The sequence below is a fragment of the Amycolatopsis sp. NPDC051071 genome (genome assembly GCF_040682875.1).
In the GTDB taxonomy this organism is placed as follows: Bacteria; Actinomycetota; Actinomycetes; order Mycobacteriales; family Pseudonocardiaceae; genus Amycolatopsis.
Map to the genome: position 1 here is coordinate 1 of NZ_JBFBBY010000029.1, position 13,753 is coordinate 13,753.

8 protein-coding genes and 1 pseudogene are annotated in these 13,753 nt (G+C 67.6%); 5 read left to right on the forward strand and 4 right to left on the reverse strand.

Annotated features, from left to right (window positions below; all coding sequences use genetic code 11):
- Positions 1 to 243: 243 nt before the first annotated feature.
- A pseudogene (locus AB0M65_RS12645) lies at positions 244 to 1,344 on the reverse strand (transcription termination factor Rho, short form); the annotation flags it as partial.
- 332 nt (positions 1,345 to 1,676) lie between these two features.
- Between AB0M65_RS12645 and AB0M65_RS12650 the strand changes: the two are divergent.
- The 3 genes from AB0M65_RS12650 (at position 1,677) to AB0M65_RS12660 (ending at position 6,641) form a co-directional block, all read left to right on the forward strand.
- Entirely contained in the window at positions 1,677 to 4,634 is a 2,958-nt protein-coding gene (locus AB0M65_RS12650) for a BTAD domain-containing putative transcriptional regulator (RefSeq protein ID WP_364025792.1), read from the forward strand.
- A gap of 334 nt (positions 4,635 to 4,968) precedes the next feature.
- A complete protein-coding gene (locus AB0M65_RS12655; protein WP_364025795.1) occupies positions 4,969 to 6,114 on the forward strand; it encodes a hypothetical protein in 1,146 nt (381 codons plus the stop codon).
- A 74-nt stretch (positions 6,115 to 6,188) separates the two neighbouring features.
- Positions 6,189 to 6,641, forward strand: a complete 453-nt coding sequence (locus AB0M65_RS12660) for a LysR family transcriptional regulator (protein ID WP_364025798.1) — start codon at positions 6,189 to 6,191, stop codon at positions 6,639 to 6,641.
- 191 nt (positions 6,642 to 6,832) lie between these two features.
- Here AB0M65_RS12660 and AB0M65_RS12665 read toward each other — a convergent pair whose 3' ends face one another.
- Positions 6,833 to 7,237 (reverse strand): hypothetical protein, encoded by a 405-nt coding sequence (locus tag AB0M65_RS12665; protein ID WP_364025801.1) that lies wholly within the window; start codon positions 7,235 to 7,237, stop codon positions 6,833 to 6,835.
- A 203-nt stretch (positions 7,238 to 7,440) separates the two neighbouring features.
- Here AB0M65_RS12665 and AB0M65_RS12670 point away from each other — a divergent pair, with 203 nt between their 5' ends.
- Together AB0M65_RS12670 and AB0M65_RS12675 are read left to right on the forward strand one after the other, a co-directional pair.
- A complete protein-coding gene (locus AB0M65_RS12670; RefSeq protein WP_364025804.1) occupies positions 7,441 to 7,581 on the forward strand; it encodes a hypothetical protein in 141 nt (46 codons plus the stop codon).
- Positions 7,582 to 7,781: 200 nt separating this feature from the next.
- Positions 7,782 to 8,801: a chemotaxis protein CheB gene (locus AB0M65_RS12675; RefSeq protein WP_364025807.1), complete on the forward strand. Its 1,020-nt coding sequence runs from the start codon at positions 7,782 to 7,784 to the stop codon at positions 8,799 to 8,801.
- Here the strand turns inward: AB0M65_RS12675 and AB0M65_RS12680 are convergent.
- Both AB0M65_RS12680 and AB0M65_RS12685 read right to left on the reverse strand, forming a co-directional pair.
- On the reverse strand, positions 8,798 to 11,692 hold the full coding sequence (locus tag AB0M65_RS12680; RefSeq protein WP_364025810.1) for a BTAD domain-containing putative transcriptional regulator: 2,895 nt from the start codon (positions 11,690 to 11,692) through the stop codon (positions 8,798 to 8,800). The genes AB0M65_RS12675 and AB0M65_RS12680 overlap by 4 nt on opposite strands.
- 423 nt (positions 11,693 to 12,115) lie before the next feature.
- On the reverse strand, positions 12,116 to 13,633 hold the full coding sequence (locus AB0M65_RS12685; RefSeq protein WP_364025813.1) for a nucleobase:cation symporter-2 family protein: 1,518 nt from the start codon (positions 13,631 to 13,633) through the stop codon (positions 12,116 to 12,118).
- Positions 13,634 to 13,753 lie beyond the last annotated feature (120 nt).

The window sequence follows — 13,753 nt, forward strand, 5'->3', positions numbered from 1 at the left end:
CAGAACCGCACCCGCACATCCCGCCCCAACGGCACACGACCCGCCACCACAACCTCCGACCACAATCGGTGTTGCAACGACCCCGTGAACCCAAGCGACCCTTATCACTCACGACACCCCTCCCGACTGCCGCCGCCAAATTTGCCACGCCACGTTTGCCTTACCCCTCAATAAGAGTGCACTTCACGCCGGAAGACCTACTCGACGTCATTGTCGCCGACCACTCGGCAGGTCTCGGAAGGTTCAGGGTTGGTGGGGACGGGCCAGGTGGGTCAGGAAGTCGTGGTTGGTCTCGGTTTTCCGGAGACCGTCGAGCAGGGTTTCGACGGCGTTGTCCCGGCCGTCCAGTGCTCGGCGCAGGGCGCTGGTGGCGGCAACTTCAGCGGCCGGGACCAGGAGATCTTCCCGGCGGGTGCCGGATTGCTTGAGATCGACGGCAGGCCATACGCGTTTGGTCGCCAGACGGCGGTCCAGCCGTAGTTCGGCATTGCCGGTGCCCTTGTACTCTTCGAAGATCACCGTGTCGCCAGTGGAGCCGGTGTCGACGAGTGCGGTGGCGAAGATGGTCAGCGAGCCGCCGTTCTCGATATTGCGTGCGGCACCGAGGAATCGCTTCGGCGGAGTGAGCGCGGTGGAATCCACGCCACCGGACAGAATGCGGCCGGACGCCGGTGCCGCCAGGTTGTAGGCCCGGCCCAGCCGGGTCAGGGAATCCAGCAGTACCACCACGTCCCGGCCCTGCTCGACGAGGCGCTTCGCCCGTTCGATGGCGAGTTCGGCGAGCGTGGTGTGTTCGGCGGGAGGGTGGTCGAAGGTCGCGGCGATCACTTCGCCGGGCACCGCGCGGGACAGGTCGGTGACCTCCTCGGGGCGTTCACCGACCAGCACCAGCATCAGCTGGCATTCCGGGTGGTTCTTGCTGATGCCGTGCGCGATCGCTTGCAGCACCGAGGTTTTCCCGGCCTTCGGCGGCGCCACGATGAGCGCGCGTTGTCCCTTGCCGACCGGCATCACCAAATCGATCACCCGGGTGGTGAGTGCGTGTGACTCGGTTTCCAGGCGCAGTCTTTCGTTGGGATACAAGGGAACCAAGTCGGCGAAGTCGGGGCGGCGCCGCAGGGGGAGCGGGTCACGGCCGTTGATCGCGGTCACCTCGCCGTTGTCGCCGAGGCAGACGAGGTCGCCACGTCGGAGGCCGAGGTCGCGGACGGTTTTCTGAGGGATGGGTACGTCGTCGGGGCCCGGCAGGTAGCCGTCCGCCCGGACGTGTGCGCGGTTGCGCACGATGTCGAGTATTCCGTTGATGGTCATGGGAAAGTTCTTTCTGGGCTGGGAGAACGGCGAAGACACGCCGGAAGAGACCTTCGTGTTGAGAAGGGATTTGAGAGACGCTCTCGCGGGAGGCGTTGCCTGCATCCGCTAGAGGAACATCTCGACGGTAGCCCAAGCTGGACGCACAGCGCAACCCTGGAAGCCCAGCATTGGCCGGGGCCAGTGGTTTCGCTCCGTTCGTGCCGTGGTCCTCTTTCACCGTGATCTTGCCAGGTTGGACATTTCCGCCCGGCGTATCGGATTCCGGATCCGGTCAGCGGAAATCTCGTCTGCCGCGTTTCCGAAACAGTTGTGGCGGCGCGATTCGCGGCTTTACGATGCCCTGGGAGCGCTGGGGGTCAGGAGTGGAGTTCCAGGTTCTGGGGTCGATCACGGTGCGGGCGGGTGGGCACGCCTTCGCGGTCGGTGAGCCGCGTCAGCAGCAGGTTCTGGCGGTGCTGCTGCTCGAGGCCGGGCGGACGGTCCGCGTCGACACGCTGGTGTCCCGGGTCTGGGGTGAGTCGCCGCCTAAACAAGTCCGACGTTCTTTACAGGCGCACATCACGCGCATTCGGCGGATGCTCGAACAAGCCGAGCCGGGGAGCGCGTGGCTCGCGAGGGACGCCGGTGGTTACCGTCTCGACATCCGACCTGATCAGGTCGACATATTCCGGTTCCGGAACGCGTTGCGGGACGGCGCCACCGATCGTGCTGCCCTGGCCGCGGCACTCGGTTTGTGGCGGGGCGAGCCGCTGGCGGGGTTGTCCGGCGAGTGGGCCGAACGCGTCCGCCGCACGCTGAGCCAGGAACACGAGGCCGCCGTGGTGGCATGGGCGGTGGCGGAGATCCGCGCCGGCCAGGCGGCCGCCACGATCATCCGGCTGACCGAGCTGGTGGGGGAGCACCCGCTGTACGAGGGGGCCGCGGCGGTGCTGATGCGCGCCTTGTACGCGGTGGGCCGGGCGGCCGATGCCCTTGCCGTGCACGAAAGGATTCGCCGGGCACTGCGTGACGAGCTCGGCGCCGACCCGGGTCTGGAGCTGGCCGCTGTGCACGAGGCCGTACTGCGTCACGATCTGACTCCGGGGGAGCCGGGCAGGCAGGCGATACCCGCGCAACTACCCGCCGCTGTCGCCGATTTCACCGGCAGGGTAGGCGAAATCGGCGAGCTGGACCGGCTGGCCTGCCGGGTGGGGGAGGAGCCGGTGATCGTCTGCCTGACCGGCACGGCCGGGGCGGGCAAGACGGCGACGGTCGTGCACTGGGACCATCGGGTGCGTGACCGGTTCCCGGACGGGCAGCTGTACCTGGACCTGTGCGGGTACGCGCCGGAGAAGCCGGTGTCGTCCGATGAGGCGCTTGCCGCGTTCCTGGCCGCGTTGCTGCCCGGCGGCGTGGGGATTCCGCTGGGTGTGACCGAACGCGCCGCACGGTTTCGTACCGAGCTCGACGGCAGGCGGATGCTGGTGGTGCTCGACAACGTGGCCTCCGTCGAGCAGATCCGCATGCTGCTGCCCGGCACCGGTACCTGCGTTGTCGTGGTGACCAGCCGTGATTCGCTCACCGGTCTCGTGGCGCTGCACGGCGCGCACCGGATCACCGTGGACCAGCTTCCGCTCGCGGACGCGGTCACCTTGCTCAGGCGGCTGGTCGGGCGGCGGGTGGACACCGAACCCGGATCGGCCGTCGCGCTCGCCGAGCGGTGTGTGCGGTTGCCGCTGACCCTGCGTCTCGCGGCCGAGCTCGCCGTATCCCGGCCCACGGTCCCGTTGTCCCGGCTGGCTGCCGAGCTAGGCGCCGCCCAGCGCACCCTCGATGTGCTGAGCAGCGGAGACGACGAACGGGCCGCCATTCGAGCGGTGTTCTCGTGGTCGTTGCGGCAGCTGAGCGACCAGGCCACGGACGCCTTCGCCGCGCTCGGCCGCCACCCCGCGCCGACCTTCGACGTCCACGGCCTTGCCGCACTCGCCGACCAGCCACTCGCGACGGCCCGCACCCTGCTGGACACACTCGTCCGCGCGCATTTGGTGCAACCGGCAGGCGTCGATCGGTACGTCATGCACGATCTGCTCAAGGCCTACGCGACGGAAGCCGGCAGCATCGACGAGCGTGCCGCGCTCGATCGGGTCTACGCCTACTACCTCGCTACCGTCGCCACCGCGATGGGCAGGCTCTACCCCGGCGAAGCCCATCGCAGGCCACTGGTCCCCGCCGCGGCGAGCACGATGCCCGAGTTCCCTGGCACCGACGACGCACGGGACTGGCTGGACGCCGAACTCGCCACGATGACGGCTCTGGCAACGCAGGCGGCGACTCATGGGCGGCCCGAGACTTCGGTGACGTTATCCCGGTTGCTGTTCCGCTTCCTCGACGGGCACAACGAGACCGTCGCCCTCTCCATCCACAACCACGCGTACACCGCCGCCCACGCCACCGGCGACCGTGCCGGCGAAGCCGCCGCCCTCCACGCGCTCGGCGGCGTCCATCTCCAGGCGGGCCGGGCCGTCACGGCCGCGACACACCTGCGGGCGGCGTCTGCCCTGTTCAAGGAGATCGGCGATCTGTCGTCGCAGGCCAGGGCCGTGGCCGCCGTCGGTATGGTCGAAGAACGTGCCGGCCGGTACCGGCCTGCCATCGACCACTACACCCGAGCGCTGACCCTGCTCCGCCTCGACACCGACCTGGTGGCCCAGGCACATGTCCTGACCAGGCTCGGCACTACCGAAGCCCGTATCGGCCACACCGCCGCGGAGACTCATCTGGACCACGCGATGGCGTTGCACCAGCAGGCAGGCCACCACTTCGGAGAGGCGTGGACCAAACTCGGACTCGCCGAGATCGCCATCGCCCATGACCACTTGAGCGACGCCCTCACCTTGCATGCCGAAGCCGTGAAACTGTTCCGCACCGTCGGCCACCGCGCCAGCGAAGCCTGGGGTATCGACGGCCTCGGCAGAACCCAGACACTCCGTCATCGCTCCAACCGGGCGGCCGAGCACCACCGCAGCGCCCTCGACCTGTTCAGCGCACACGGCGACCGTGACGGCGAAATCTGGGCACTCAACGGACTCGGCGAAGCATGCCGCGCCGGCGGCGATCCCACCTCTGCCCGCGTGCACCACACCACGGCACTGAACCTGGCACTCCGAAGCGGCGCGCGAGAACAGGCGGCCCGTGCCTATCATGGGCTCGCCAGAACCGCCGCCGACACCGGCGACCTTCTCGCCGCGCACCGCCACTACGACCAAGCCACCACCATCTACCGCGACCTCATGCTGCCCACCGCTGACCTGATCAAAAACGAGCTGGCCGACCTACGCTGAGCGGATTCCGCGCCGCGGGAAGGTGCTGCTGGTCGTGAAGGCCTCCTTGCCTACCCTCGGGCTCCTGACCTCGGCGGCTGACACTCCAGGTCAAGACCGTGACACAGTGGACAGCGGGCAGGCAGGCCTGACACTGTTGAGGGTGCCGGTCGCAGCGGATTCCTGCTGCTGGTGTTCGCGGGCGTCACTTGATCAACGCCTTGTCGTTCCTCCCCAAATCTCCTCGTACGCCACAGCCGGTTCTGGCCGGTCCGACTCACTCCACAGGAGATCCTCCATCAGCGTTCCAGTCGTTTTGCCGCACGCCGTCAGTGCTCCTCGTTCGCTCACCGATGTGTACGGTCCGGGCATCGCCGTCTGCGCCCGGCCCGAACTGGCCGCCGCCGAACCCGTGAACAGGCACCGTCACCGCCGCGACGTGGTCTCCGCGCGACCGATCGCTGTCGCGGCCGACGTGCCGGTGATCTGCAGCGCCGGTGGCACGGACCCGGATTTGCTGGCACACCTGCGTGACAGCGGCCTGCCGGTCGGCACCGACCTGCGCGAGTTCCGAAGCGAGAGGGAATTCGCCGCCCGTGTGACCGAAGCGATGTCCGACGGCCTGCTGATGTCGATGGAGTACCCGCAGCCGACCACGCTGTGCCCGGACGAACGGGCGCTCAAAAGCGCGCAACTCGTCGGCTACCTGAACAACAAGGCCAGCATCACCACCCTGGTCGATCCCCGTTTCCAAGCGCACCGCAGCGTCGTCACTCGCGAGCAACTCGCGGAGGCGGCACCGGTGGAGAAGTCGTGGGTGCTCAAGGCCGCGACCAACGACGCGCACGGCGGCAGCCTCGACGTCTATCTGCACCGGGCTGACGAGCAGATCACGCTGCCGGCGTTCACCGACGTGCTCACCGAGTTCGTCGTCGAGGAGTACCTGCGGATCCTGCGTAACTGGGGCCTGCAGTTCTACGTGGGAGCGGACGCGCGGGCCCGCCTCCTGGCCGTGACCGAACAGCGCGTCGACGCGATCGGGGTCTATGCCGGCGGCAGATTCGGTGCGGTCACCACTCCTCCCGCCGAACTGCTCGCCGAATGCCTGGCGATCACCCAGCGCGCGGCCGACGTCGGCTACCGCGGCCTGTGCAGCCTTGACTGCGCCCAAACCCGGGATGGCCAGCAGGTCGTGCTCGACCTGAACTTCCGGATCACCAGTGGCTCGATCCCGTTGCTGGCGATGCAGTCCGTCCGCCCCGACGCCCTTGACAGCGCAGCCGAGTCCGTGACGCTGAGCGTCGACGGCCCGCTCACCGACCTGCTCGCCGAGGTACGCCCGGCGTTGGCCGCCGGTGGCCTGCTCATCGTGGCCGGTCATGACACCGGCCACACGGACAATCCGGTCAGACAAAGCACCTTGCAACTGCTGGTCCTCGGGGACGACCCCGACGAGGTGACCGCTCGGCGCCGTGCGCTGGAAGAGAGAACCGGCCACTGACACTCGTCATGCCGAGCCGGAGGCCGGGCTGACCTTCGTCCACAGTGGCCTCCGGCAAGAGGCAGGATGTCTCCATGAGCGATCCTTCCTTCACTCTCGTGCAACTGCGTTACTTCGAGGCGGCGGCCCGGCATCTGAGCATGACCGCCGCGTCGAAGGAACTGATGGTCTCGCAGTCGGCCGTGTCGACCGCGATCGCACAGCTGGAGAAGGAAATGGGCGTGACCGTCGAGGTATACGGCCTCACGCTCGGGGTCGTACTCGCCGCGATCCTCGGCACCTACGCCGTGTGGTCCGCGGAGATCTTCCCGACCCGTACCCGCCAAGGCGGACTGTCGATCGCCTACAACCTCACCGCCGCCCTGTTCGCGGGCACGGTGCCCTACCTCATAACCGTCCTGATCGCCACGACCGGCAGCACTCTCGTCCCCGGCCCGTACCTCATGGTCTCCGCCGCGATCGGGCTCATCGCGGCGTTCTCACTGCGAGAGACCGCCGGAAAGCCGTTGCAGCAGAAGGAAGACTGAACCTCGCCTGAGTCGGCGTGGCCGGAGCATCATGCGGACCGTGTGGATTTCGGATCATCTGACGCGCCACAATCCACACAGTGACCGGATGCGGTCCAGCATCGACTTCAGGGGAGCGGAGGAATTGCAAGGCGGTATCCCGTTGGTCGCCGCCCCTCCTGGACGCTTCCTGGGAGGGCCGTCGTTTTCAGCTAGATGTGCTTGCAGTAGTTGTACAGAAAGGTGCCACCGGGCGAGGGGTTGTCCTGGGTGATCCAGATGCAGCCGGTGTACACCGGTTTCCAGAGGCCGCCCCAGCTGGTGTTCGCGTATAGCCAATGCCACTGGCCGTCGGCGGGGACAAGGCTGTAGCCGCTGCCTCCCGCGATCTGTGCTCCGGCGCTGTCGTAAAACGCGGTGACGGCCCAGACATGCCGGGGCTGGCCGCAGTAGGCGTCGAAGCCACCTGTGGAGCCCCAGTTGTCGAAGGTGAACTGCACATTCGCGACCTGGCAGTCCACCAGTGCCGTCGCGCGGGGCTGGGCGGCGTTCGCCGGTGCCGCCCCGATGGTCAGACAGCCCGCGAGCAGGGCGATCGCCGCCAAAAGTTTACGCATGGTTTGCTCCGTCTCGTTTGTTCTTCGGTTTCGCTGTGCGGTGCGCCTTTCTCCCGCGAGCGTGCGCCGGGTTGTTGCGCCATAAGGGCAGTAGTTCCCGCACTTGTGTTCATCTCGGGGGATCTACTTGCCGACCACTGTCTCGCCCAACAAGGGCATGAGGCAATGCATGGCACAAAAGTCTGCTTGAAAGGGCGCTCGATATGGGAATCGGCAGGCCCGTTACCCTGCGCCTCATCGTGGGCACCAAGGACAAATTCCTCGCCGACGCCAACATGGACAACCCCACACTCGCGCTGTCGAGCACGGCAGCCGAGTCCTCACACATCACCGCACGAGCATGAGTCCCGCCCGCCATCGGGGGGTCGCTCTTGCCGCCCAGGAACCAGCCAGGCGGGAAGTCGCCCTCGTCCCGAAGCTGATACCGGGTCGGTGCGCCCCCCGATCGTGTCTTCGACACAGTGATTTCGACACAGTGGTTTCGATCTCGCCGTTTCCGGCTACCCGCAGGTGACTGCCGTGTCGCCGGGAGGAGGTGGTCACGGTGCGTTGCCACCGTGATGTCGTAGTGGTCGGCGCGTCTGCCGGCGGTGTCGAGGCGTTGCGTGCGTTGGCTCGCTCCCTGCCCCCGGATTTCCCGGCCGCCGTTCTGGTGGTGATGCACCTGGCGCCGGGCTTGTCGAGTGCGTTGCCGCGGATTCTGGCCAGGGCAGGCCCGCTCGACGCGGTGAGCGCTGAACACGGCGCCCCGCTGACCGCCGGCACACTCCACGTCGCGCCGCCGGATCACCATTTGCTCATCGAGGACGGTGCCGTGCTGCTCAGCCGCGGCCCGACCGAAAGCGGGCACCGTCCCGCGATCGACGCGACCTTCCGTTCCGCCGCGCTGTCCGTGGGCCCCCGGGCCATCGGCGTGGTCCTCTCCGGTGTCCTCGACGACGGCGCCGCCGGACTGCGCTCGATCGCCGACCGCGGTGGCCTCGCCGTGGTGCAGGATCCGGCGGACGCGCTGTACCCGGGCATGCCCGAGAACGCGCTGGCCCGCGTGCCCACCGAGCATGTTCACCCGGTCGATATGCTCGGGAAGGTACTGGACAAGCTTGTGCGGACGCCGGTCGACAACCTGCCGATCCCACCGGCTTCGTCCGCCTTGCTGCTGGAAGAGCGGATCGCCCGGGACGGCGTCCGGCTGGGCGCGGTCACCGTCGGCGGGTCGACGCCTCCCGCCGGCTACCGATGCCCGGACTGTCAGGGATCCCTGCTGGAAGTCGGCCCCGCGGACGGCCGGTATCGCTGCCGAATCGGGCACGGCTGGACCGACGAAGCGCTGTTCAGCGCGCAGGACGCCGAGCTTGAACGGGCGTTGTGGACCGCGCTGCGGTCACTCGATGAAAGGGTTTCCCTCGCCGAGCGGATGCTGCGCCGGGCCACCACCGGCGGGATGACCCGGCGGTATGAGAACGCCGTCCGGGAATCCTCCGCAGCCGCGGAAACGCTCCGCAAGTTCCTCCTCGCCCTCGACAAGGAGACCAGGCCGGGACAGGAGACACCCAGGGAGCCTTAAGGGTCGGTTTCGTCCGGCGCTTCGTACACGAAGTCCGCGGAGACCAGCGGGTCCGGAGGAGTCCGGCCGCGAGCGGCATGACGAGTCCGGAATGTGTTGAGCAGAGCGCGTACCTCGTCTGCTTCGGGTGCGCTGAGTTCGGTGTACGCGGCCTGGGCGGCGTCGAGATGCGCTTTTGCTTCGCTGTGATTTCCGGCGGTGTAATGGATTTGGCCGAGACCATGGTGCGCTCGGGCGCGTTCGTGCAGGTGTCCGAGCCGTTGGGCGAGTGACAGGGCGTCCTCGTAGAGCGTGAGGGCAGCGGTGCCGGTTCGTGTGGCGGCGAAGTCGTTGAGAATTGAGACTTCGACGTTCGTGTTCCTGCCGGAGCGGGCGAACCGCAGGGCGCGCTGGAAGTGTGTGGTGGCTTCGTCTTCTTGCCCCAGGCCCGCATAGGCGTTGCCCAGCGCGGCGAGTACCGGTGCTCCGAGGCCGGGTGAATCGAGGTCGAATGCGATCGCGCGGCTCTGTGCCAGGAATACGATCGCGGTCTGATGGTCGCCGCTCCAACTGTAGTTCTCGCCGAGGTTGCACAGTGCGATGCCTTCGAGCAAGGCGTGGCCGGTCCGCCGGGCGGCGGCGAGGGCGAGTTCGTACTGTGCGCGGGCGTCTTTCCGCTGACCACGCATGTCATCGACCGAGCCGATGCCGTCGCGGGCCATGCTTTCGAGGAGGTCGTTCCGCCGGTTCAGAGCGGTGGACAGAGCCTGCCGGAAATGGCTGACGGAGTCGTCGTAGTGGCCGAGGCGGAACAAGGCCATGCCGACGGCCTGGCAGGCGAAACCGTGGTCCACTGTGCCGGGCTGGGTCAGCGTCAGAGCGGCCGTGTGAAGGGCAACGGCCTCGTGGTAGTGGGCCGCAATATACAGATATCGCCAGAGTGTCGCCGACAGGCGGATTATGTGCCCTGCCATGGCTGTTGCCGTCGGGCGGGTGGCCAGCGCGATCATGGTGGCGCGTTCGGTGTCCAGCCAGGCACGTGCGTGGCGATAGTCCTGGAAGTGCGGCTGCGGCCCGGACGACTTCCCCGGAGGCGGCCGGAGGTACGGCTCGTCGGGCGACAAAATGTCCATGGCCGCCGATGCCCAGCACAAGTAGTGATCGAACAGCCGGGTCATGGCGGCCAGGCGGGTGGCGTCGTCGTCGGTTTCGTTGACGAGCTCCGTGGCGTAAAGCTTGACGAGGTCGTGCATGCGGAACCGGCCCGGCGGGTTCTCTTCCAAGAGATTGGCCGCGCACAGGGCGCGCAGTGGCCGGGAGCCGGCGAACAAGGCGGCCGCGGCCGCTCGATCCGTGTCGCTGTCCGGTAACAGTCCGAGCAGACGGAACGCCGACGCACAGCGGTCGTCAAGAGAGCGGTAGGAGGCGGAGAACACCGCGCGCAAGCTCGCGGACAGCTCTCCGGTGTCGAGTGCGTCCAGCCGGCTTTCGCGCAACTCGGTGGCCAACGCCGAGAGCCGTCGGCCCGGCTGGGCGGTGACCCGCGCGGCGACAATGGCCAGTGCCAGGGACAACCCTCCGCACAGCCGCAGGATTTGTTGTGCGGCTTCGGGTTCTTCGGCCAGACAGGCCGCTCCCAGTTTACGCAGGAGCAGATCCCGCGCCTGGTGCTCGTCGAGAGGTCGCAGAGGCAACGCCCTCGCGCCTTGGGTGGTCAGCAGCGCGCCGAGCTCGTGCCGGCTGGTGATGAGCACCGAACAAGTGGATCCGCTCGGAAGCAACGGGGTGACGTGGCTGGTGTCCTGTGCGTTGTCGAACACCACGAGCAGCCGGCGCTGGGCTGTCAGGCTTCGATACAGGGCCGCCTGCGCGTCCGGCTCGGACGGAATCGCCGTCGCGGCGACGCCGAGCGCGCTGAGGAAGCCGCGGATGACGCGGTCCGGCGGCACAGGTTCGTGAACCGGGTCAAAGCCGCGGAGATCGACGTAGAGCTGGCCATCGGGGAAGCGGGACGTGTGGTCGGTCGACCAGCGCACGGCGAGCCAGGTTTTCCCGAGACCGCCCGCTCCGGAGATCACCACGACCGCATCCGGCTCGGCGAACATCCGGTCGAGTGCCTCCAGCTCGTTCTCCCGTCCGACGAACGAGAGCGGAGCAGCCGGGAGCTGACGGGGGACAGGGAGCCCGGCGTCTGGGTACTCGCCGGTCAAAATCCGCTCGTGCAGCAGACGCAGTCGCGGCCCCGGGTCGGCGCCGAGCTCGTCGGCAAGGCTCGACCTGACCTTCTCGTACTCCCGCAGCGCGTCGGCCGTGCGGCCGTCGAGGTACAGCGCCTCGATTCGCTGCGCCTCCGCCCGTTCACCACCTACTCCGTCCGGGAGTGGATCGGCAAGCACAGCCGCGTGCCCGCCGGTACGCAGCCGGAGGTCATTGCGATCCAGCACGGCCGCCGCGTGCTTACGCCCCAGCTCGTCCCGTACGCTGTCCGCCCACGGAGAATCCAGCTCGCTGAGCGGTTCACCACGCCACAGCGCCAGCGCCTCGTCATACAGCCCGAGCGCGGCGTGGTCGTCCGTCGTCGTTCTCGCGCGCCCGAGCAGGCTCTCGAACCGGTGGACGTCCACGCTCGACGGGTCGGCTACGAGAACGTATCCACCGCGGTCGCGCTCGATCGTCACGCCGTCCAGCCCGGCCAGCAGCCCGCGCAGCCGCGACAGGTAGGAGTAGAGAGCCGTCCTTGGCCGTCGCGGTAAGTGTTCGCCCCACACCCGGTCGACCAACCGATCGGCCGTCACCACTTGGCCGACTTCGAGCAGCAATACCGCCAACACGTCGCGCTGACGAGCGTGCCCGAGATCGAGCCGGACCCCGTCGGCAATGACCTCGACAGCGCCCAGTAGCCGCGCCCGCATCAACAGTCCTCCCCGCACCAGGCCTGGCGGCACAAGGTCTCTTCAAGGTTTTCCGATCGTCCCCCGGCGCACTATGACGATACCGAAAGACCAGCTCAGGAGCCGTGATGAATTCAGATGCGTACGTTCAGGCGCGGATGGCCGCGGTCCGGCAAGAATTCGCGAGTGCCCGGCAGTGGCGACTGTGGATGACCCGGCTTGTGGCTCGCACTCGAGGGAGCCGACTCGGCAGGCGTCGAGGGCCAAGCGTCCCCGCTGGACCCTGACAGGCGTGGCGACAGGGGTACAGGTGGCGTCGGCCGCGGGGGGTCGTGAGTGATTTGGGTCGTTAGAACGACCCAAATCACTCACGATATCGTTGCGGTCTTTCTCCGCCGGGTGGCAACGCTTTGTTGGAGGGCGCCTCGCCGCGCCCTTGCCGGGTCAGTGTGCTTCCGGTTCGGTGCCTATCCGGTAGTGCACCGGGCGGCCGTCCGCGTCCCGCACCGGGACGGGGTTTCCCTCGGCGTCGACGATCTTGCCGTCGACGATCTTGTCACCGTTCTCCAGCTGGGAGAAGGCTTTGAGGTCGGAGTAGTCGATTACCCGGGTCGCCGTCGCGAATACCGACGGGTCGGTGCCTGCCTTGCCTGGCTTCAGATGGTTGAACAGCAGGTTCAGCAGGACGGCCATGAGTGCGGCGGCGCTGATCCCTGAGTGGAAGATCGTGCCGACCCACGCCGGGAAGTGGTGGTAGAAGTCCGGTGCGGCGATCGGGATCATGCCCAGCCCGACCGAGGCCGCGACGATGACCAGGTTCATGTTCCCGTTGTAGTTCACAGTGGACAATGTCTTGATACCGGACGCCGCGACCGTGCCGAACAGCACGAGACCGGCACCGCCCAGTACCGGGTACGGGATCGCGGCGACCACCCGGCCGAGTATCGGGAGCATTCCCAGAATCAGCAGGATCACGCCGCCGGCGGTCACCACGAACCTGCTCCTGACCCCGGTGATCGCGACGAGGCCGACGTTCTGGGCGAACGCGCTTTGAGTGAACGCGCTGAAGATCGGCGCGATCGCCGAGGAGGCCATGTCGGCACGCAGGCCGTCGCCGATCCGGCGCTTGCTCACCCGCGTTCCGACGATCTCGCCCACGGCGAGGATGTCGGCCGTGGTCTCGGTGAGGGTCACCAGCACGACGATGAACATCGACACGATCGCGGCGACGTCGAAGGTCGGCACGCCGAATGCGAACGGTGCCGGTACCGCGAAGATCGGGCCGTCCGCGACCTTGGAGAAGTCGGTTTTGCCGAGTACAGCGGCCAGCACGGTGCCCACCACGATCGACAGGAGGATCGAGAGCCGGGAGATCGCCGGGACGGCGACCTTGCTGAGCAGCAACACGATCGCCAGGGTCAGTGCGGCCAGCCCGATGTTGGAGACCGAACCGAAGTCCGGTGCTTTGGCGTTGTTGCCCATCGCCCACTGCGCCGCGACCGGCATCAGGCTGAGCCCGATCACCGTGATCACCGTCCCGGTGACGACCGGCGGGAAGTACTTCACCAGCCGGGAGAACACCGGCGTGATGAGCAGGCCGAGCACCGCGGAGGCGATCACCGCCCCGAACACCGCGGGTAGTCCGCCGTCGGCCACGATCGCGGTCATCGTCGCCACGCCGGCGAAGGAAGTGCCCTGGACCAGCGGCAGCCGGGAGCCGAAGAAGGGCACGCCGTACGACTGCAGAATTGTCGCCAGCCCACCGATGAACAGGCACGATGCGACGAGCATGCCGACTTCGGCAGGCGAGACGCCGGCGGCGCTGCCGAGGATCAAGGGTGGCGCGATGATCCCGCCGTACATCGTCAGAACGTGCTGGATGCCGTAGGTGAAACTCTTGCCGACTCCAAGCCGTTCATCCTCGGGCCTGCCGGCCGCTTCGGCCTGCGTCCTCTTCACCATGGATCCGCCTCTCGGTAGAAGCGAGCGGTTCGGAAAATTTCAGTCTGCGGAGGTTAGCTTCCACATGGCAGAACTAGCAAGACTGAATGTGGGCCGCTGTCTAGTCCGTCTCCGGTCTGA